This is a genomic window from Arthrobacter sp. Ms25 (assembly GCF_059090365.1).
Genome location: NZ_JBNHFP010000001.1, coordinates 184,047 through 203,841, shown reverse-complemented (window position 1 = coordinate 203,841; position 19,795 = coordinate 184,047). Strand labels below are relative to the sequence as shown.

The following is a 19,795-nucleotide window of genomic DNA, read 5'->3' as shown; positions in this document are numbered from 1 at the left end:
CCCGGCGGTTTACAGCCCGTAGTCTGCGGAGGTGAGTGCAATAGGTGACCTGTCCCAGGTGCCCCCGGATTTCCTGACCGCGCTCGGCGCCCTCCGCCGAGCCACCTGCCGGTCGGAGCTGAAGCTGGAGGAAATCCCCGCACCCACGAGGCTGGCCCCGTATGCCGTGTCCCTCGGCGCGGAGGTCCTGGCTCCCGGCCCCGTTGGCCCCGGCAGCCTCCACGGACCGGCAGCCCCGCAGATCCCCGAGCAGCTGGAGCTGGCCACCGGCCGCTTCATCCTGCTCCATGATCCCGCAGGCTCCCCGGTCTGGAACGGCACCTTCCGCATTGTCACCTATATCCGCGCCGAGCTGGAACCGGACATGGGCAATGACCAGTTGCTCGGCTCGGTCGCCTGGACGTGGCTGGTGGAAGCACTGGAGCAGCATGACGCCCGGTATTCCATGGCTGGCGGAACCGCCACCCGCGTACTGTCGGAGAGTTACGGCACGCTTGAACGCCAGGACGATTCGATCGACATCGAGCTCCGCGCGTCCTGGACCCCGGCGGACGCCGACGTCCAGTCCCATCTGGAGGCCTGGTCGGATATGGTGTGCACCTTCGCCGGCCTGCCCCCGCTGCCCGACGGCGTCACTCCCCTTCCCGGCCGTCGGCGGAGCTAAGCGCTGCACGCGCCGAGGCGGCGGACCGGCTGTCCGCGGCGGCTGTCTTCCTCGGTAGAATGGAATCCTTATGACCGCGCACATACCCGGCACCACCGAAAACCAGTCCAGCACCACACCTGACGAAGCCGGGGAACAGCCGGAGCCGCAGCCGGTTCCCGTGCTGGAAATGCCGCGGGACGGCGTGCCGCTGGTCATTGACTCCCAGCGCGGCCTGGAACGGGCCGCCGCAGCTCTGGCTGCGGGGACCGGCCCGGCCGGGGTCGACGCCGAACGGGCCTCCGGGTTCCGCTACGGACAGCGTGCCTTCCTGGTCCAGATCCGCCGCGAGGGTGCCGGGACCTGGCTGATTGATCCGGAAGCCTTCGATGACCTGCGCATCATCAACGATGCCTTGAGCGGCGTCGAATGGATCCTGCACGCCGCCACCCAGGACTTGCCCTGCCTTTCGGCACTGGGCATGTGGCCCGACAAGCTTTTCGACACTGAACTGGCCGCCCGCCTCGCCGGGCTGCCGCGGGTAGGCCTGGCCGCCGTCATCGAAACCCTCCTGGGCTTCTCCCTGGCGAAGGAACACTCCGCCGCGGACTGGTCCACCCGCCCGCTGCCCGAGCCGTGGCTCCGCTACGCAGCACTCGACGTCGAGGTCCTCGCCGAGCTGCGCGTGGAGCTGATCCGGGTCCTGGCCGAAGGCGGCAAGCTGGAACTGGCCGAAGAGGAATTCGAAGCCATCCGTACTGCCCCGCCGGCACCTCCTCGGGTGGATCCGTGGCGCCGCACCTCCGGTATGCACCAGCTCCGGGACCGCCGCCAGCTGGCGGCAGTCCGCGAACTCTGGACTGAACGCGAGCATCTGGCCCAGCTGCGGGACACCGCTCCCGGACGCCTGATTCCCGATTCGGCCATCGTCGCCGCTGCCCGGGCGATGCCGAGCACGGTTCCGCAGCTGCTCAAGACCCCCGGCTTCCACGGACGTGCCGCGCAGAAGGAGGCACCGCGCTGGCTGCGGTGCATCTCTGCGGCGCGTTCGACTGCGGACCTGCCCCCGCTGCATATTCCGACCCATGCCCCGCCGCCTCCCCGGGTCTGGGCCAAGAACGACCCTGCCGCCGCGGCCCGCCTGCAGACCGCCAAGCCGCGTCTGGCTGCCCTCGCGGAGAAGCTGAACCTGCCGCTGGAGAACCTGCTCACGCCGGACCACCTGCGGCGCCTGGCCTGGCGTCCGCCCGCCGAGATCAATCTGGACACCGTCAGCGCAGCCCTGCGCGGGCTCGGTGCCCGGGAATGGCAGATCGAGCAGACTGCCGCCGTGCTGACCGTGGCATTCCTGGATCCTGACCCGCTGGAGGAAAAGCCGGCAGAGCACAAGGCAGACAAGCCGGCCCGGGACCGGCGCCGGTAACCGGCACGGCTCCGGCCACTCATTGACAGGAACCGGCACGGTTGCTGGGATGTCGCCGTGCCCAGTCGAAACGCCGTCCTCACCGTCGCTCTCCGTGCGCTGGTTTTGGCCGCGTTGTTTGCTGCCTTCGTGGAACCCGGCTTCCCTTTCCTGACGGAAAGGCACTGGTTTATCCCGGTGCTGTTCCTGGTTTTCATGCTCCAGCTCCGCTTCGGCAACCGGCGGGAGAAGGCACGTTTCCGGGAGCGCTGCGAGTTCCCCTGCCTGCTGCGGGAGGTACCGGGCGGCGGGGCCGGACTCTCCGGGCGGTGGAAACGTGCCACGGTCGTCCCCTATCACCATCGGGTGAGCATCACCGGCCATGCGGCGGACCTGCCGCCGACCACCCACCTGACCTGGGACGAACCGATCAGGGAGGGTCTGGTGCAGTTGGACAATGTCGTCGAGGTGTCCCGGCGCGACCCTTCGCTGTCTGAAGTGCTCCGGTTCGGCGCCGCACACCCGGTCGCGCGGTACTCCGCCAACGGAGCTGTCATCGAAATCGCCGCACCGTCGAGGTACCTGGACGCCGCCCGCGCCGCCGTCCACGGAACGGCGGCAGCCTAGCCGTTGGCTGCCGGCTCTCCCAGATCGAGGTCAAGCGTCCACGCCTCCGCGGTTTCCCCGCGCGGATCAACGGTGAACCCCAGCCTCTCGTAGGCGCGCAGGGCAACGGCATTCCCCTTGATGACTCTCAGCCCGGCGTTCCGGGCTCCGTCGACGCGGGCCCGGCCCAGTACCCTGCACATCAGCTCTCGTGAAAGCCCCTGCCCCCGAAACGCCGGATCCACGATGACCCGGGCGATATGCGCGTGACCGTTCCGTACCGTCATCTCCGCGTGCCCCAGCGCCGTCCGCGGCGTATCCCGGGCACACAGCACCCATGCTGTGAGTCCAGGCGTGGCGGCCAGCTCCGCGAACTGCGCTCTGGTTGGCGGCCACGACATCCGCGGTCCGGTAAACATAAAGAGCGCGGCCTCGTCGGGAATCCAGCTCAGGACGGTGTCCAGATCCCGGGCAGTACGTCGACGGAGGGATAGCGGTTCGGGCATCAATGGATTATCGTCACCCGCTATGGCACGCGCAAGTATGCCCGAGAGGAAGCGGACAGATATGGACGAGACAGCTTCGACGATTTACCGCACACACATTGCAGCACCTCCCCAGCGGGTCTGGGCCGAGTTGACTGCCACCGACGTCCCGAAGCCGTGGATGCTGGACTCGGTCCTGACCGGAACATTGACGGAGGGCAGTTCCTACGCCTTCCGCTTCGACGGAGAGGACCTGATCACCGGGACCGTCCTGGCTGCGGAGTCTCCCGTACGCCTGGCTGTGACGTTCAACCCGCAGTGGGATGGAATGGTGGCCGGGGAAGCTCCGGGGGTCCTCGAGTACACATTGGAACACGTCGGCGACGGATGCGAACTGACGGTTCGGATCACGGGGCTGTACGGCGCCTCGGCCATCTCGGTGGATCACGACACACCAGGCATTTTCGCCGGACTGAAGACCCTGTTGGAAGCAGTTCCCGGGGTCCGGCCCACCGAACCGGCCTAGGGAGTTGGGTTGGCCGGCCCGCGGGCGCAATAATGGCGGATGGCACTTCCAGCACCGACCCCGGACACGCTCCAGGTGGGCAGATTCACCCTCCGCATCCTGACGGCCGCGGACTGGCGGCTCGAACAGGCCCTGTCCCGGGACGACGACGTCATCCGCTGGACCCTCTTCCCCCCGGACCTCACTGACGACCGCGCGAGGCTCCGGATGCAGCGGAGCCAGGAAGCACGCGGGGAAAGCCTGTCGGCGAGGTATTCGCTCCGGGAGGGCGATGAAGTACTGGGTACCGCAGGCATTTCCTGCTCCGTGGGCGGCACTCCGGAGCTTATGTACGCCTTGCTGCCTGCAGGACGTGGACGCGGCGCCGCGACGGCCGCCACGCGCGGACTCAGCGACTGGGCACTGGCCAGCGGCACTCCCGAGGTCGCTCTGCGTACCATCTACGGCAACAGCCTGAGCGAGGCCGTTGCCCGGCGGTCCGGCTTCCATCCCATGCGGACCGAGAAGCAACGCCAGCGCGGCGAGCTGGTTCGGATGTACTACTGGACCAGATCGGCTTCGAAGAGCAGCCTCCTGACGTTTTAGTCTCCGGTGGAGCCGTCCAGCAGCTCGCGCAGGATGTCCAGGTGCCCGCAGTGCCGGCCGGTTTCCTCGATCATGTGGACCAGCACCCAACGCACGCTCTGTTCCCCGTTGCCGCCCCGGCAACGGTCCTCCAGGTCATACCGTGCCAGCACCTCCCGCGACTGCCTGCACGCAGCCTCATATTCGGCGAGCAGCCGGGCCAGACTGACTGACTCGGAGACGCGGAACTCGCCGTCGGGATCCTCCTCGGACCACCGGGTACGCACGGCCGGCTGCCCGTCAATGCGGCCCCGGAACCAGAACTGCTCGACGTCGGTCAGGTGCTGTACGAGTCCGGAGACCGTAGTCAGGGAGGGCAGCAGCCGCTTGGCGGCGTCTGCGTCGCTGAGTCCGGCTGCCTTCAGGTGCACCGTCTCCCGGAAGTAGTCCAGGAAGCCGGTCAGGGTCGCGCGTTCGCCTGCCGTCTCGGGCGGTTGAACCCGGGTGTCATTTTCCATGAGCTCAATCTAAACGAACTTCGCTGCATGGCAGCCCGTATTTACATAGGGAGCCGAACGGGTTAGTGTGGGGACTCCCTTGGTTTAGACAGAGGCCGTGGGCTCTTCTATAAGGAAGCCACATGACGCGACCTCCCATTGTTTCAATTGACCTTTTTCCGGATTTTTCCGCTATGACGGACAGCACCCTCGAGTCCTTGTGCGACCAGGCGTATACCCAGCTCGAAGACGGCCCCCTCGTTGAAGGCCTTCTCGCCTACTACCTCTCGCTGCAGGGTGAGATTGAAGACCGGCAGGCGCTTGCGGTCCAGACGGCGGTACTCCCGGCCCCGCAAAGCCTCCAACAGCCCGTTTCTGCGTGAAACACCGCACCTGCTAATGCATGAGGCCGGCTGACGGATCAGCTGCGCCAAATACAAAGCCGTCCCGGTACCCAGCGCGTTGAGCGCCGGGTACCGGGACGGATTGGTTAATGGTGCCGGTTAGCGGCGGACCTGATTGCCCTTGCCGCGGCCGGCAATGCTCTCGGCAACGCCGATCAGCAGGACGGCGGCGATCACCGCAACGATAAATCCAACGACGTTGAGCTCCCAGATGTCTCCGGTGCCCAGCAGGCTGGCAATGACGCCGCCGATCACGGACCCGACAAGGCCGAGCAGAAGGGTGGCAACGATTCCGAGGTTCTGCCTGCCCGGCTTAATCAGCCGTGCAAGGGCTCCGATGATAAGCCCTGCAATGATGAATCCAATCATGATTCTGGTCCCTTCGTAGCGGTGCATGCGCCGGGAACATGAGGGCTCCCAACAGATCGTTCTGCCATCAATCCTAGACAAAGACCGCTGAATTTCCTAAGCGTACTGTCTAATTCCGTGCTGACAGCCGGGATAACCGGCCGCCTGCTGATGCTTGGCTATTCGAAGACAGGCACCCCGTTGCGCACCAGGCGCCAGTTGTTCTCGGCGAAGTCCGCCGGGTCGACGGTGCCCTGGGCAACCACATAGTCAATGAGCAGCTGGCGGATTTCCGTCTGCTGGTTGACCAGCACCGGAGCCGTGGAAATGTGCGGGAAGTTGCCCCCGCCGGACTGCCGGTAGTTGTTGGTCGCGACGGCAAACCGCTGGTCGGGATCCACCGGAGCACCATTGAAGCTCAGATTGACGATGCGCTCCCCCACCGGACGGCTGATATCGATGTCATAGTCAACGCCGGACATCATGTCGTAGTTGTAGTCCGGAGTCCCGTCTGCATTGGTCAGCGTTGCCGGATCCACCGGGGCGCCGGGGGCGGTCTGCGTAAAGTACTTTGCGGAATACTCCAGGTACTCCTTCACCCGGGCTCCGTTCATTTCCACGCCGAACAGGGTGTTCGGGAAGACGTACAAACCGGCCAGGTCGCGGATGGTGACCGGACCGGCGGGGATTTCCGCGGTGCGGCTGAAAGGTGCAGCCAGCGAGAGTACCGGCAGGTCGGCATTGGGGCCGCCGTCGAGCGCCCGGTCCACAGCCCGGGCCTGGACGGAATTCACGAAGTCCATTACGGCGGTGTCGCGGTACCGCGATTCCTCCGCGGGCATGGACTCAGTGGCGTTGCCTACGGGCGTATTGACGTAGTCAATGACGCGCTGATGCTGTTCGGCTACCAGCTTGGAGACCACCGGATCAGGCTCGACGGTGTTGGCGTTCAATAGGAACGACGACGCCGACGTCACGTCCCACTGGCCGCGCACCTTGGTCAGTTCAAAGTCCATGACGGACAGGCGCATGCCCCAGTTCAGCGGTTCCGTCAGCAGGACCTGGTCGCCGGTGGTTTTGTTGGCCACGAAGCGCTCCGGAATTTCCTGGTGGGCATGCCCGACGAGGATGGCGTCGATGCCCGGCACGGTTTCCGCCAGCTGCGTGGAGGCGTTTTCCAGCGGCAGGTCGTCGCCGTAGGAGGAGGTGCCGGACGTTCCGGAGTGGGAACTGACCACCACGACGTCGGCGCCGCGGGCCTTCATCTCCGGAACGTATTTCTGTGCCTGCTCAACTATGCCGGGGAATTCGAGTATCCCGTCCACGTTGTTCTTGTCCCAAATGGCCACTCCCGGATTGGTGAGTCCCAGGATTCCGACCTTCACGGGTTTGTTGCCCTTGGTTTTGACGGTCTTGATGATGTACGGGGTGAAGGCCGGCTTGTCCGTTGCGGCGTCCACGGCGTTGGCTCCGAGCAGCGGAAAGTCCAACTGGCCTTCAAACTCGCGCAGCATGTCGAGACCGTAGTTGAATTCATGATTGCCCAGCGCCGCGGCGTCGTAGTCCATGGAATTCATTGCCGCAGCCATGGGGTGGATTTCACCGGTTTCGGTGATCGGCTCCGTGTTCGCGAAATAGTCGGTCAGGGAGGTGCCCTGGATGGTGTCGCCGGCATCGATCAGCACCGTGGAATCCGCGCCGCGGTCGGCGCGGACCGAGTCCACCAGCGTGGAAACCTTCGCCAGCCCGACGTCGTTGTGCGCGGCGTCGTCGTATTCGCCGTCCTTGAAGTAATCCCAGTTCTCGACGTAGCCGTGCATGTCGGAAGTCCCCATGACCGTGACGCTGGCCTTCTGGTCCTTGCCGGCATGCTCGGGCGGTGCCGCTGCTGCAGGTGTCATCGACACGAGTGTAACTGCCACGGCCGCGGTGACTGCGGCGGCAGCACCCCGGCGGCGGGTGGATGAATGCATCAAAAAACAACTCCTTATAGTGCGGGTAAATGTCCCCTTAGGCACCCTTACAGGTAAAAGCTGCATTCCGGAAGACTCGGGAGTTTTTTTGCTTTCATTTTTCTTCACATCCGCAAACCACCGGGATGTCTTCCTCGACAGGCGACGTAGAAAACGTAACGTGGTTCCACCTCACTGACACTCGCACTAAGGGGAAACCGTGAAAATCGAAAACAGGCACCGGAGGTTCCGGTGCGCATTGGTATTGGCTGGTGCCGTTGCCCTCTCGCCGGTGGCGGCCGTAGCCGCTCCGGCCAACCCCGCGCCAGCGTCCAGCGGATTCTCCGGCGCTCCGGGTGCGGACGGGAAAGCGGTCAAAGCCGACGACCGTTCCGACCCGGCGGCCGACGCACGCCGTCAGCTGAACCAGCAGGGCATCGAGAAGGTCATCCGCGGAGAGGCACCCGTGCAGACCCGCGGCGGTTCCAAGGCCGTGCAGGTGGCGCCCGGCCAGTGGGCCGAGTACGGGTTGGAGGACAGCGACCAGATCCTGTCCTTCCTCATCGACTTCGGCGACCAAGTGGATCCCCGCTTCCCGGACGCGCCGGCAGGGCCGCAACATAACGAAATTCCGGAACCGGACCGCTCGGCGGATAACTCGACGTATTGGGAGCCGAAGTTCGACCGGGAGCATTACCTGGACATGTTCTTCGATCCGGAGGAAGAGTCGCTGAAGACCCTCTACGAGGAAATGTCCAGCGGCCGCTACACGGTCGACGGTGATGTCAGCGACTGGGTCACGGTCCCTTATAACTCCGCCAGCTACGGGGAGACCGAGAGCCAGCAGGACATGACCCGGTTCGTTCAGGACGCAGCGGATGCCTGGTACGAGGCGCAGATCGCGGCGGGCAAGAGCGCCGCGGAGATCGACGCCTATCTGGCCGGATTCGACCAGTGGGACCGCTATGACTACAACAACAACGGCAACTTCGATGAACCCGACGGCTACATCGATCACTTCCAGGCCATCCATGCAGGCGAAGGCGAGGAAGCCGGAGCTCCGACGTCGACCATCTGGGCGCACCGCTGGTCCGTGGGCCAGGCCGGCGCCGGCACAGAGGGACCTGCCGCCAACCCGTTCGGCGGTATCCGGATCGGCGATTCGAAGGTGTGGATCCGGGACTACACCACGGAACCGGAGAACGGCGGCCTGGGTGTCTTCGCCCACGAGTACGGCCATGACCTCGGACTGCCGGATCTCTACGACACCAGCGGGGGCGAAAACGGTACCGGATTCTGGACGCTGATGAGCTCCGGTTCCTGGCTGGGCCACGGCAACGGTTCGATCGGCACCACGCCGAACCACATGGGCGCCTGGGAAAAGCTGCAGCTCGGCTGGCTGGATTACGACACCGCAACCGCCGGCACGAAGTCCACCCACAAGCTCGGCCCGTCCTACCACGCCACCAAGAAGCAGCAGGCCCTGGTGGTCACGCTGCCCCGCGATGCCGCCGGCAACGGCCGGTACTACATTGCCGAGAACCGTCAGTACCTGGGGTATGACGACACCTTGCGGACCGGCCCGTACAACTTCGGCTGGGCCGTCAGCGCTCCGGACCGGGTGGAGCACTACCCCTACCAGGACGGCCTGCTGGTCACCTACTGGAACGCCGGCCAGCGGAACAACAACACCCGCCAGCACCCCGGTGCCGGCCTGGTCCTTCCGGTCGACGCGCATCCTCAGTCCCTGAGGTGGTCCGATGGCACCATCGCCCGCAACCGCATCCAGAGCTTCGATGCCACCTTCGGCAAGGAGGCCACGGACCCGATCCTCCTGCACCGGGAAACGGCAACGGGAATGACCACTCTGCAGGCACCGTCCCGGCCCGGCATTCCGGTATTCGACGATACCAATCCGAACGCCTACTACGACCCGGCAAACCCCGAAGCGAGCGTAGTGGTGGCCGGAACGGGCACGAAGATCACCGTGGTGAACAGTAACCCGAAGGGCATGATGACGGTGCGGGTGAACTAGTGCCGATCATGCTTGGCGCTTTGGCTCGGCCCGCCTACGGGGCCGGACTCCGGCTGCAACGAAATTCCCCGCTCGCAGAGCTCGCGGAGAATATTAAAGCCGCCTCCACCCGACCCCTGCGGCTACCGCCGCAGCGTCACCACACCACATAAGCCAGCGCACGAAAGCGGCAGGGCCTCGGTACAGTCCCGGGGTCCTGCCGTTTCGTTGTCAGGATGGGGCTTAGGGGGTGGAATCTTCCCAGAGTTGTTCGCCGTCCTCGTCGAGATGGCCGGTAGGGGTTAGGCCGAGGTTATGGGCGACAGAGGCCGAGGCAGTGTTTTTGGGATGGATGGACGCCGTGATGTGAAGTGAGGGCTGCTGCTGCCGCAGCCAGGAGAGCATTGCCCGGGAAGCCTCGGTGGCAGCACCGCGGTGCTGGAAGGCCTCCCCGACCACCCATGCCACGTCCGCCGTCGGGCCGTTCCCCGACACCGTGGCCTGCACGAAGCCAAGGCTCCGGCCCTGTTCGCGGATTATCCAGTTCAGCCAGGTTTCCCGGCCGTCCGGCGACTCCCCAATGGATTGGCCGGCGTAGCGCTTCGTTAGCTCCTGCACTGTCGGCGCGTGCCCGCCGATGTATGTGTAGATCGCCGTGCCGCCCAGCACTTCCACCATTTCGGCAGCGTGATGCACACCCAGGGGCTCCAGGGTGAAGCGCTCAGTGGTGATCAGGGCAGCCCGGAGGGTCATCGCCCCGCCCTAGAGGATCCGATGGAAAAGCAGATGGTCCTGCCACTCCCCGGCGATGCGCAGATACTCCGGCGCCATGCCGATCCGCTCAAACCCGGAGCGGGCCAGGACTTTCTGTGATGCAGCGTTATCCAGCAGGGTTGCGGCCTGGATCCGGTGCAGCCCCAGCTCGCTTCGGCCCAACTCGACGGCGGAGGCAACCGCAGCGGTCCCGATCCCACGTCCGGCGTAGTCACCGTCGACCCAGTAGCCGAGGTTGGCGGACTGGAAAGGACCGCCGACGATCCCCGTGAGCGTCAAGGTCCCAATGATCCGCTCGTGATGCATGAGGACCCAGGGCACCTCCATTCCCGCAGCCTGCTGGACCAGCTTGGACCGGATCACCGAGCGTTGCCCGGACGGGGTGTAAAACGAGTCTTCGCGGAGCGGTTCCCAGGGGGCCAGATAGCTCCGGTTCCGCTGGTAGGCATCGGCGAGCGCTTCGGCGTCGGCCGGGTCGGCGATCCGAAGCCGGACGCCGTGCAGCAGCTGTTTAACGGGAAACGGTTCGCTCAGCACACTTCAGCGTAGCTGGCGTGGTGCCGGTCACTCCGGAACGCGGGGTACAGCAGCGCGTCGGGTGCCTTGGCACAGCCCGGCACGCTGCCCGGCTGCGGTGGGCGGAGGCCAGGATTCGAGGGTGCCGACAGCAGTGCGATCACGGGCCCAGTCTGCCATCACCAGCAACCTCCGCGCACACATCGTGCCGTCTTCCGTTCCATGGGGCGGCAGCATCTTCCCACGCGGCCAACTCGCAGGTTGGTGTGGAAGGCTGGGCCAATGAACAGGACCGAACGCATTCCCGCTTGGCTGCGCCGCACCGGTATTGAAGTGGCCGGCTGGTCCCTGGTTGTCCTGGGCCTGGCCGCCCTGGTGCTCCCCGGACCGGGACTGCTCATGGTGGTAGCCGGGCTGGCTGTACTGTCGCTGCGTTATGCCTGGGCCCACCGTTGGCTCCACCCCGTCAAGGCCCGTGCCTTCCGTGCGGCAGCGCAGGGTGTGCAGACCACGCCGCGGATTGTCGGTGCGGTGGGCGGTGGTCTGGTGGTGATGGCCGCCGGCGTCCTCTGGGGCCTCTGGCGGCAGGTGCCCTACTGGTGGCCGCTGCAGGATTCCTGGTGGCTGCCCGGCGGCTGGGTCACGGGTGGAACGCTGATTGCCTCCGGCTGCATCGGCCTTGCCCTGATTATCTACAGCTACATCCGCTTCCGCCTTCCGCGGCAGCCCCGGGGGTAACCGCGCCGGCACCTGGCGAACCGAAACCACTCTTGTGCCCGGCCCCTGAGTAGCCCATGCTGTCGAACCTGCAACCAGGAGGCGGACCGGCAAGCGGGGCAACCAGCCGTCGATCCCGGGAACGGGTGTTGCCTCCGCGTGGACGTTCGGGGGCGAGTATGGACATCAGCATCGACAATGCATCCGGTGAACTGGGCGCCGGACCGGTTTCGCCATTCATCGGCGGGCAGTCCCGGCAACTCCGGGTGCTGCAGCGGGTGATCTTCCCCGAAACGCACAACCTCGATGCCCTGCCGCTCTACCTCGATCCGGACACGGGACGCAGAGGTCCGGGCCGCGGAGCAGCGCGAGAGGGTCTGCCCGGGGCCCTCGGCCGACTCCAGCCCAACAACATTCTTAGCCGCTCCTCCATTCGTTTGCCCGCCCGGGAACGGGTGTCGCTCGGGTCCTACTTCAACGCCTTTCCCGCGGCCTACTGGCGGCGGTGGACATCAGTGGATGCAGTTATCCTCCGCGTCCGGACGGAGGGCGCCGGATCGCTCCTGGTTTACCGTTCCGACGCAGCAGGGGCACCCAAGCGTGTAGACATCCGGCGGGTACACGGCGAACAGCACTCCGTCTTCGAGCTTCCACTCGACGCCTTCAGCGACGGAGGCTGGTACTGGTTTGATCTGGCAGCCGGGGACGAAGGCCTGAAGCTGGCATCGGCCCAGTGGTGCGCGGCCTCGGAAGCTGCTGCCGGGAAGGCCACCTTGGGAATCACTACTTTCAACCGTGCCGATTACTGCCTGGACACGATCGCTGCCGTCGCGGCCGACCCGGAGGTCCGGAAAGCCATTTCTGAGCTGATCGTCGTGGACCAGGGAAACAGGAAAGTCCAGGATCAGGACCGCTACGCTGGCCTCGCCCGGGCAATGGGCGGGCAGCTGCGCGTCATCAACCAGGACAATCTGGGCGGTTCAGGCGGTTTTGCCCGGGTGATGAGCGAAACCGTCCGATCAGAGGGATCCGATTATGCGATCCTCCTGGACGACGACGTTGTCCTTGAGCCCGAAAGCATCCTGCGCACCATTACCTTCGCGGACCTGTGCCGTACGCCCGCGATTGTCGGCGGGCACATGTTCGACATGCACAACAGATCGGTCCTGAACGCGTTCGCCGAGATGGTGGATTCCTACAGATTCCTCTGGGGCCCCGGCAAGGGCCTGGGCACCCATGACTTTGCTGCCGCCGGGCTGCGGTCGTCGTCGATCCTGCACCGGCGCTGGGACGCGGATTACAACGGGTGGTGGATGTGCCTGATCCCCGTGCAGGTCATCCGGGACGCCGGACTGCCCCTTCCGGTCTTCATCAAGTGGGACGACGCCGAGTATTCGCTGCGTGCCCGGGCGCTCGGATACCCCACGGTATCCCTGCCCGGAGCGGCAGTGTGGCACGTCTCGTGGGCGGACAAAGACGATGCCGTGGACTGGCAGGCATATTTCCATGAGCGGAACCGCGTCATTGCCGCGCTCCTGCACTCGCCGTATGCCAAGGGCGGCCGTATTCTGCGGGAAAGCCTCGATACGGACTTCCGGCATCTGTTCTCGATGCAGTATTACGCTGAAACGCTGCGGCTGATGGCCCTGCAGGATGTCCTGAAGGGACCCGCAGGCCTCCATGCGGCACTGCGCCACGTTCTTCCCCGGCTGCAGGAACTGCGGGCGAACTATCCTGATGCCCTTGCCGACCAGGAGCCGGGAACCCTCCCGTCGGGACGGACCGGGAATGGGTTGTCCAAACCCTTGCGCAGACGCTCCGCCGACAATCTGCGATGGGGCCCCTGGACCCTCAAGGCCGCAGTCAAACACACGGTGCAACCGCGCAGGACACAGCGGCGGATTGAGTCTGCAGTGTCCCACCAGGACAGCAAATGGTGGATCCTGTCCGGGCTGGATGACGCCGTTGTCACCAACGCCGACGGAACCGGAGCGGCCCGCTACCAGCGGGATCCCCGTCAGGTCCGGCGGATGCTGGCCGAAACGGCGGTGTTGACAGCACGGCTCCTCGCCGAATGGGAGGGGCTGCGTGCCGCTTACCGCGAGGCCCTCCCGGAAATTACGTCAATGGAAACCTGGGCGGAAACCTTCCGGGAAGGCGCCGGGTGACCACTACCCCGACGCGCCGGAACCCGGATTGGGAGCCGTCTGCCCGATTCTCCGTTAGGGTGCTGCCACCGCATCAAAGCTCGCCGCTGCGGATGCACTTTGCGCAGCTCGCAATCAAAGGAGATTGACATGGCTACATCCGTGCCCGCCCGTACCCACACCGCCCAGGACACCACCGTGGACCTCCTGGTGATCGGTTCAGGAACCGGCATGGCTGCCGCACTTGCCGCCACCGAGCTCGGCTCCGAGGCCCTGATCATTGAAAAGACCCCCTACGTCGGCGGTTCTACGGCCAGGTCCGGAGGGGCCTTCTGGATTCCGAACAACCCGGTGCTTCACAAGGCGGGGGCAGTGGATTCCCCGGCCCGTGCCGCCACCTACGTGGACGCGGTCGTCGGCGGGACCTCGCCGCGCCGGCGCTGGGAAACCTTCCTTGATCACGGCAGTTCGGCCGTAGAGATGCTGCAGCGCATGACGCCCATGCGCTTTATGTGGGACAAGGAGTACTCGGACTACCAGCCGGAGCAGCCGGGCGGTTCTGCCATGGGCCGCAGCTGCGAATGCGTCCCCTTTGACGCCAACCGGCTCGGCCCCGAACGCGGCCGGCTGCGCGGGGGAACCATGGAGGCTCCCCTGCCGATGCCGGTCACCGGCAAGGACTACCGGTGGCTGAACCTGATGGCGAAGGTGCCCGCGAAAGGGCTGCCGACGGCGGCAACACGTGCCGTTCAGGGCATCGGCGGGCTGGCCCTGCGCCGGGACTATGTGGCCGGCGGGCAGGCACTGGCAGCAGGGCTCTACGCGGGTGTGCTGCGCGCCGGGATCCCAATCTGGACCGAGACGTCCCTGGTCCGCCTCGTCAGCGAGGACGGGCGGGTCACCGGAGCCGTGGTGGAGCAGGACGGGCGAGAGGTCACCGTGACGGCACGGCAGGGCGTGGTCCTGGCGGCAGGAGGGTTCGATCACGATATGGCCATGCGCCGCAAGCACCAGTCAGCCGCGCTGGAGAATTGGAGCTTCGGAGCCGAGGGCAATACCGGTGACGCCATCAAGGCAGCGACGGAAATCGGAGCCGGCACCGCCCTCATGGACCAGTCCTGGTGGTTCCCCGCCGTCGCTCCGCTGCCTGACGGCGCTCCGTCGGTGATGCTGGCCGAACGGTCGCTGCCGGGATCCTTTATCGTGGACGACGCCGGCCACCGGTTCACCAACGAGGCCCAGGACTACATGTCCTTCGGGCAGCGCGTACTGGAACGGGAACGCCAGGGGGATCCGGTGGGCACCATGTGGATGGTCTTCGACCAGGAGTACCGCAACAGCTACCTCCTCGCGGGCGGCCTGTACCCGCGCACGCCCCTGCCCGCGGCCTGGTATGAGGCGGGCATCGCCGCCAAGGCGGGCAGTCTTGGCGAGCTGGCCCGCAGCATCGGCGTCCCGGAAGCGGCGTTCACCGCCACGGCCGAGCGGTTCAACGAACTGGCCGCCGCCGGCGTGGACGAGGACTTCCACCGCGGGGCCAGCGCCTATGACCGCTACTACGGCGATCCCACGGTCCGGCCCAACCCGAACCTGCGCCCCCTTGCCGGCAAGACGTTCTACGCCGTCAAGGTGGTCCTGGCGGATCTGGGCACCTGCGGAGGTCTCACCGCAGATGAGCGCGGCCGCGTGCGGCATGAGGACGGCAGCCCGGTGGAGGGGTTGTACGCCATCGGCAACACTGCAGCGAATGTGTTCGGCAAGAGCTACCCCGGCGCCGGAGCCACCATAGGCCAGGGCCTGGTCTACGGCTACGTGGTGGCCCGCGACGCCGCAGGCCGGCTTACGGAAGCAGTTTGAGCGCCGCCGACAGGTAGGGAGCCGTCCGGCTGGCGTGGCACCCCGCGACGTCGCCGGCGGTGCCGGCGCAGATGATCCGCCCGCCTTCCTCGCCGCCGGACGGGCCCATGTCGATCACCCAGTCCGCGGACGCCACCACGTTCATGGAGTGTTCCACCACCACCACGGTGTTGCCAGCATCCACCAGCCGGTTCAGCTGGCGCAGCAGCAGCTGCACGTCCTGCGGGTGCAGGCCGGTGGTCGGCTCGTCGAGCAGGTAGAGGGTATGTCCGCGCCGGGCACGCTGCAGTTCGGTGGCCAGCTTGATCCGCTGGGCCTCGCCGCCGGAAAGCTCGGTGGCGGGCTGCCCCAAACGCAGGTAGCCGAGGCCGACGTCGAGCAGGGTCTGCAGGCTGCGGGAGGCTGAAGGCACGTCGGAGAGGAACTCCGCGGCGGATTCCACCCGCATGTCCAGCACGTCCGCGATGGACAGGCCCCGGTAGGTGACCTCGAGGGTTTCCTCGTTGTAGCGGGCGCCGTGGCACACCGGGCAGGGCCCGTAGGTGCCCGGCAGGAACAGGAGTTCGACGGCGAGGAAACCTTCACCCTGACAGGTTTCACAGCGGCCGCCGGCCACGTTGAAGGAGAACCGGCCGGCGTTGTATCCCCTGGCCCGCGCTTCGTCCGTGGAGGCGTAGAGCTTGCGGACGGCGTCGAACAGGCCGGTGTAGGTGGCCAGGTTCGAGCGGGGGGTCCGGCCGATGGGCCGCTGGTCCACGCGGACCAGCCGGTCCAGGTGTTCCAGCCCGGCCATGCTGCGGACGTGGGCGCCCGGATCGTTTCCCTCCGCCGTGTCGGGGTCCTCGGGCTCGGTGGGCACGCCGTTGATCTTCCCGCCCACGGTTTCTGCCAGCACCTGGCTGACCAGGGTGGACTTGCCGGAGCCGGAGACCCCGGTGACCGCGGTGAGCACGCCCAGCGGGATATCGGCGTCCAGGCCGCGCAGGTTGTGCCGCGTGATCCCCTTCAGGCTCAGCCACTGGTCCGGTGTGCGGCGGGCCGGCGGTGCGGTTTCCGCTTCACCGAACAGGAACGGACGGGTGGCGCTTTGCTCCACCTCGGACAGGCCTTCCACGGGCCCGCTGTACAGGACGGTGCCGCCGCCGTCACCGGCCTGCGGGCCGACGTCGACAATCCATTCGGCGCTGCGCACCACGTCCATGTTGTGTTCGACGACGAATACCGAGTTGCCTGCGTCCTTCAGCTCCTGCAGGACCGTCAGCAGTGGCTCGGCGTCCGCCGGGTGCAGACCCGCGGACGGCTCATCCAGGACATAAATGACGCCGAACAGGCCTGAACGCAGCTGGGTGGCGATGCGCAGGCGCTGCATCTCCCCCGGTGAGAGGGTAGGGGTGGCCCGCGACAGGCTCAGGTAGCCCAGCCCCAGGCCGATCAGCACCTCGAGCCGTCCGAGCAGGTCCCGGGTGATGGTGACGGCTACTTCAGTGTCTTCGTTGGAGGCAGCCGCACGGGAGGCCGTGCCGGCCGACTTGAGCTCCGCCGTCGGCCGGATGATCTCCGCCAGTTCAGCCAGCGTGGCGCCGTTCAGTTCGGCGATGTTCCGGCCGGCAAACGTCACGGCAAGCGCCTCCGGGCGGAGACCTGCTCCCCCGCAGACCGGGCACGGACCCGAGACCATGTATTCGAGGACGCGGTTGCGCATCTGTTCGCTGCCGGAATCGGCCAGCGTGTGCATCACATAGCTCTTGGCGCTCCAGAAGCGGCCCTTGTACGGTTTGGCCACGCGGTCGCGCTGCGGCGTGATCATGACCACCGGCTGTTCCTCGGTGAACAGTATCCAGTCGCGGTCCTTCTTCGGCAGCTTGTTCCAGGGCACGTCGACGTCGTAGCCCAGCTGGATGAGGATGTCGCGCAGGTTTTTGCCCTGCCATGCCCCGGGCCAGGCGGCGATCGCGCCGTCCCGGATGCTGAGGGTGGGATCGGGGACCAGGGAGTCCTCGGTCACCGTATGCGCGATCCCCAGTCCGGAGCATTCCCGGCAGGCACCCGCTGCGGTGTTGGGTGAGAAGGCGTCGGAGTCGAGGCTGCCCGGTTCGGCATCCGCCGGGTACGTGCCGCCGCGCGAGAACAGCATGCGCATGGAGTTCGACAACGTGGTCAGGGTGCCTACGGTGGAGCGGGAGCTGGGAGCTCCTCGGCGCTGCTGCAGTGCGACCGCCGGCGGCAGGCCGCTGATTTCCTCCACCTTGGGGTTGTGCCCCTGGGACAGCAGCCGGCGGGCGTAGGGGGCCACGGACTCAAAGTAGCGGCGCTGCGCCTCCGCGTAGATGGTGCCGAAGGCCAGCGAGGACTTGCCCGAGCCGGACACGCCGGTGAAGGCGACGATCGCATCGCGCGGGATATCGACGTTGACGTTGCGCAGGTTGTTTTCCTGCGCGCCGCGCACACGGACCATACCGCCCGTGCCGGGCAGGGAGGCTGTCTTCAGGGAGGATTTTGCAGTACTCATCGTTCTCAGGTTAGCGAGGCGATGGCCGTGACAACGAATTACTAAGCATGCTTCCTCTCAGAGCGTCAGGCACCGGGACCCGTAGAGACCTAGGAACGCACCCTGGCGTACGACGTGGGCGAGCTCCGGCGACACTGCTGACAGCAGAGGTAGCCGGATGCAGAAAAGCGTCCTTACCGCGCGGCTGGTACGACGCGCGGTAAGGACGCTTTTTGATTACTGCTGGAGAATACGACTACAGAATTTTATTTCTGCGCAGCTTCCGCCTTGCGGGCACGCATGGCTGCTTCGTCGCGTCCCACCGAGTACATGAAAGCGATTGCCAGGAGAACGCAGGCAAGGATAACCACGAACGTGATGTCCCAGCCAAAGTGTTCCACGGCGAAGCCGATGCCCGTGGATGCGAGCGTCGCGCCCAGCACGTAGCCGAACAGGCCGGTGAATCCGGCGGCCGTGCCGGCGACCCGGCGCGGGCTGAGGTCCAGTGCCTGTAGGCCGATCAGCATGACCGGACCGTAGATCAGGCCGCCGATGACCACCAGTGCCACATACGAGATCCAGAGCGGCCATTCCACGGGTGAGAGCCAGTAGACCCCTACCGCCAGGAAGACGCCGATGAGGAAGGTGATACCGGCCGGCGACCGGCGTCCGCGGAAGACCTTGTCGCTGATGTAGCCGCAGAGCAGGGTTCCGGGAATGCCGGCGAGTTCAAACAGGGAGAAACCGGCAATGCCTTCGCCCAGGCTCGCGCCCCGCACGTCCGCCAGGTACACGGGCGCCCAGACCAGCACGCCGTAGCGCAGGGTGTAGACAAACACATTGGCCAGGGCCAACTTCACCATCGTGGCGTTCGTCAGCACATAGCGGCGGACCGTGTCCCAGGTGCTTGCAGCTTCGTCATCCGCATCGGTTTCGACCGGTGCCGGATCATTGCGGTATTCCTCGATGGGCGGCAGGCCCTCGGACACCGGGGTGTCGCGCAGTAGGAAGAACGCGATGACGGCGACCACGAGGCAGACGATGCCGGGCAGCCAGAACGCGGCTTCCCAGCCACCGAAGGCGGCAATGGCCGCACCGGCCAGGGCGCCGGACCCGGCGCCGCCGACGTTGTGGGCGATGTTCCACAGTGCGGTCTTGGAACCGCGCTCGGAGGTGGAGAACCAGTGCACCAGGGTCCGGCCGCTGGGAGGCCACCCCATGCCCTGGAAGAATCCGTTGAAAATCATCACTACGGCAAAGAAGGCCACCGAACCGGCAACCGCCGGGACGAAGCCGATGAAGAGGTTCGCCAGCGAAGACAGCGCCAGGCCGATCGGCAGGAACAGGCGTGCGCTGCTGCGGTCGCTGACAATGGCACTGAAGAATTTGCTGAGCCCGTAGGCCACAAGAACGGCATTGGTGATAACGCCGATGCCCAGCGCGCTGAAGCCATGTTCATCCCGCAGGATCGTGGCTACCAGCGGCACATTGTTGCGGACAAGATAGTACCCGGCGTAGCCGATGAAAATACCCATAAACACCTGCAGCCGCAGCCGCGGGTATCGCTTATTGACCGTCTCTTCATCGAGACGGGGAGCCGGCGGCGGTGCGGCAAGAAAACCCGCCAAACCGCGCTGAGTGCGCGAAGGGCGATTATTTAGTTGTTGTGACACGTCATTCCTTATCTGACTGAGCATATAAAGCTGCGGCCAGAACGATACTCCCTGTAACGGTTATTCACCATATTCCCGCCGCGCAGTACCCCTCGCGCCCACGGCTTCACAGCGCGCGTCTTCGACTTATTGGCGATGAAACCGGCGTAGGAGTATTCTGCGCAATTCTGCGTTTTTACCCA

Annotated in this window: 18 protein-coding genes; 10 read left to right on the top strand and 8 right to left on the bottom strand. The window is 65.9% G+C overall.

The window, feature by feature from the left end; all coding sequences use genetic code 11:
• The first annotated feature begins 40 nt into the window (after positions 1-40).
• From AC5RT8_RS00895 to AC5RT8_RS00885, 3 genes are all read left to right on the top strand, one after another.
• A complete protein-coding gene (locus tag AC5RT8_RS00895) occupies positions 41-664 on the top strand; it encodes a DUF3000 domain-containing protein (RefSeq protein WP_494094508.1) in 624 nt (207 codons plus the stop codon).
• 70 nt (positions 665-734) lie between these two features.
• Complete coding sequence (locus tag AC5RT8_RS00890; RefSeq protein WP_494093827.1) at positions 735-2,066, top strand: HRDC domain-containing protein; 1,332 nt, start codon at positions 735-737, stop codon at positions 2,064-2,066.
• Positions 2,067-2,123: 57 nt separating this feature from the next.
• Entirely contained in the window at positions 2,124-2,672 is a 549-nt protein-coding gene (locus tag AC5RT8_RS00885) for a hypothetical protein (protein WP_494093826.1), read from the top strand.
• Here AC5RT8_RS00885 and AC5RT8_RS00880 read toward each other — a convergent pair.
• Complete coding sequence (locus AC5RT8_RS00880; RefSeq protein WP_494093825.1) at positions 2,669-3,157, bottom strand: GNAT family N-acetyltransferase; 489 nt, start codon at positions 3,155-3,157, stop codon at positions 2,669-2,671. The genes AC5RT8_RS00885 and AC5RT8_RS00880 overlap by 4 nt on opposite strands.
• A 61-nt stretch (positions 3,158-3,218) precedes the next feature.
• Here AC5RT8_RS00880 and AC5RT8_RS00875 point away from each other — a divergent pair, with 61 nt between their 5' ends.
• Both AC5RT8_RS00875 and AC5RT8_RS00870 read left to right on the top strand, forming a co-directional pair.
• Positions 3,219-3,662 carry an SRPBCC domain-containing protein gene (locus tag AC5RT8_RS00875; RefSeq protein ID WP_494093824.1) on the top strand — a complete coding sequence of 148 codons (444 nt, stop codon included), beginning with the start codon at positions 3,219-3,221 and terminating at the stop codon, positions 3,660-3,662.
• A gap of 39 nt (positions 3,663-3,701) precedes the next feature.
• A complete protein-coding gene (locus AC5RT8_RS00870) occupies positions 3,702-4,247 on the top strand; it encodes a GNAT family N-acetyltransferase (protein ID WP_494093823.1) in 546 nt (181 codons plus the stop codon).
• Here the strand turns inward: AC5RT8_RS00870 and AC5RT8_RS00865 are convergent.
• Positions 4,244-4,744: a DinB family protein gene (locus AC5RT8_RS00865; RefSeq protein ID WP_494093822.1), complete on the bottom strand. Its 501-nt coding sequence runs from the start codon at positions 4,742-4,744 to the stop codon at positions 4,244-4,246. The genes AC5RT8_RS00870 and AC5RT8_RS00865 overlap by 4 nt on opposite strands.
• Before the next feature lie 173 nt (positions 4,745-4,917).
• Between AC5RT8_RS00865 and AC5RT8_RS00860 the strand changes: the two genes are divergently transcribed.
• Positions 4,918-5,106, top strand: coding sequence for a hypothetical protein (locus AC5RT8_RS00860; RefSeq protein ID WP_494093821.1), 189 nt, complete (start codon positions 4,918-4,920; stop codon positions 5,104-5,106).
• 120 nt (positions 5,107-5,226) lie between these two features.
• Here the strand turns inward: AC5RT8_RS00860 and AC5RT8_RS00855 are convergent, their stop codons facing one another.
• Positions 5,227-5,496, bottom strand: coding sequence for a GlsB/YeaQ/YmgE family stress response membrane protein (locus AC5RT8_RS00855; protein ID WP_494093820.1), 270 nt, complete (start codon positions 5,494-5,496; stop codon positions 5,227-5,229).
• A 158-nt stretch (positions 5,497-5,654) separates the two neighbouring features.
• The gene (locus AC5RT8_RS00850) at positions 5,655-7,448 is read right to left on the bottom strand and encodes a bifunctional metallophosphatase/5'-nucleotidase (RefSeq protein ID WP_494093819.1); all 1,794 of its coding nucleotides are present in this window, start codon (positions 7,446-7,448) and stop codon (positions 5,655-5,657) included.
• 199 nt (positions 7,449-7,647) lie between these two features.
• Here AC5RT8_RS00850 and AC5RT8_RS00845 point away from each other — a divergent pair, with 199 nt between their 5' ends.
• The gene (locus AC5RT8_RS00845) at positions 7,648-9,462 is read left to right on the top strand and encodes an immune inhibitor A domain-containing protein (RefSeq protein ID WP_494093818.1); all 1,815 of its coding nucleotides are present in this window, start codon (positions 7,648-7,650) and stop codon (positions 9,460-9,462) included.
• Between the two features lie 222 nt (positions 9,463-9,684).
• On the opposite strand, the gene AC5RT8_RS00840 is transcribed toward AC5RT8_RS00845, so the two are convergent.
• Together AC5RT8_RS00840 and AC5RT8_RS00835 are read right to left on the bottom strand one after the other, a co-directional pair.
• Positions 9,685-10,194 (bottom strand): GNAT family N-acetyltransferase, encoded by a 510-nt coding sequence (locus tag AC5RT8_RS00840; protein ID WP_494093817.1) that lies wholly within the window; start codon positions 10,192-10,194, stop codon positions 9,685-9,687.
• Positions 10,195-10,203: 9 nt separating this feature from the next.
• Positions 10,204-10,749, bottom strand: coding sequence for a GNAT family N-acetyltransferase (locus AC5RT8_RS00835; RefSeq protein ID WP_494094507.1), 546 nt, complete (start codon positions 10,747-10,749; stop codon positions 10,204-10,206).
• A gap of 264 nt (positions 10,750-11,013) precedes the next feature.
• On the opposite strand from AC5RT8_RS00835, the gene AC5RT8_RS00830 reads away from it, so the two are divergent.
• The 3 genes from AC5RT8_RS00830 (at position 11,014) to AC5RT8_RS00820 (ending at position 15,452) form a co-directional block, all read left to right on the top strand.
• Complete coding sequence (locus AC5RT8_RS00830) at positions 11,014-11,469, top strand: PGPGW domain-containing protein (protein ID WP_494093816.1); 456 nt, start codon at positions 11,014-11,016, stop codon at positions 11,467-11,469.
• Positions 11,470-11,627: 158 nt separating this feature from the next.
• Entirely contained in the window at positions 11,628-13,616 is a 1,989-nt protein-coding gene (locus AC5RT8_RS00825) for a glycosyltransferase (RefSeq protein WP_494093815.1), read from the top strand.
• A gap of 129 nt (positions 13,617-13,745) precedes the next feature.
• A complete protein-coding gene (locus tag AC5RT8_RS00820) occupies positions 13,746-15,452 on the top strand; it encodes a 3-ketosteroid-delta-1-dehydrogenase (RefSeq protein ID WP_494093814.1) in 1,707 nt (568 codons plus the stop codon).
• On the opposite strand, the gene uvrA is transcribed toward AC5RT8_RS00820, so the two are convergent.
• A complete protein-coding gene (gene uvrA, locus AC5RT8_RS00815) occupies positions 15,436-17,961 on the bottom strand; it encodes an excinuclease ABC subunit UvrA (protein WP_494093813.1) in 2,526 nt (841 codons plus the stop codon). The two genes, AC5RT8_RS00820 and uvrA, sit on opposite strands and share 17 nt — an antisense overlap.
• 245 nt (positions 17,962-18,206) lie before the next feature.
• Positions 18,207-19,568, bottom strand: coding sequence for an MFS transporter (locus AC5RT8_RS00810; RefSeq protein WP_494093812.1), 1,362 nt, complete (start codon positions 19,566-19,568; stop codon positions 18,207-18,209).
• Positions 19,569-19,795 lie beyond the last annotated feature (227 nt).

Bases quoted from the DNA above. Each gene is read 5' to 3' on its own strand.
- AC5RT8_RS00890 (WP_494093827.1), top strand. From the start codon at position 735: ATGACCGCGCACATACCCGGCACCACCGAAAACCAGTCCAGCACCACA.
- AC5RT8_RS00880 (WP_494093825.1), bottom strand. From the start codon at position 3,157: ATGCCCGAACCGCTATCCCTCCGTCGACGTACTGCCCGGGATCTGGAC.
- AC5RT8_RS00875 (WP_494093824.1), top strand. From the start codon at position 3,219: ATGGACGAGACAGCTTCGACGATTTACCGCACACACATTGCAGCACCT.
- AC5RT8_RS00870 (WP_494093823.1), top strand. From the start codon at position 3,702: ATGGCACTTCCAGCACCGACCCCGGACACGCTCCAGGTGGGCAGATTC.
- AC5RT8_RS00865 (WP_494093822.1), bottom strand. From the start codon at position 4,744: ATGGAAAATGACACCCGGGTTCAACCGCCCGAGACGGCAGGCGAACGC.
- AC5RT8_RS00860 (WP_494093821.1), top strand. From the start codon at position 4,918: ATGACGGACAGCACCCTCGAGTCCTTGTGCGACCAGGCGTATACCCAG.
- AC5RT8_RS00855 (WP_494093820.1), bottom strand. From the start codon at position 5,496: ATGATTGGATTCATCATTGCAGGGCTTATCATCGGAGCCCTTGCACGG.
- AC5RT8_RS00850 (WP_494093819.1), bottom strand. From the start codon at position 7,448: ATGCATTCATCCACCCGCCGCCGGGGTGCTGCCGCCGCAGTCACCGCG.
- AC5RT8_RS00840 (WP_494093817.1), bottom strand. From the start codon at position 10,194: ATGACCCTCCGGGCTGCCCTGATCACCACTGAGCGCTTCACCCTGGAG.
- AC5RT8_RS00830 (WP_494093816.1), top strand. From the start codon at position 11,014: ATGAACAGGACCGAACGCATTCCCGCTTGGCTGCGCCGCACCGGTATT.
- AC5RT8_RS00825 (WP_494093815.1), top strand. From the start codon at position 11,628: ATGGACATCAGCATCGACAATGCATCCGGTGAACTGGGCGCCGGACCG.
- AC5RT8_RS00820 (WP_494093814.1), top strand. From the start codon at position 13,746: ATGGCTACATCCGTGCCCGCCCGTACCCACACCGCCCAGGACACCACC.
- uvrA (WP_494093813.1), bottom strand. From the start codon at position 17,961: ATGAGTACTGCAAAATCCTCCCTGAAGACAGCCTCCCTGCCCGGCACG.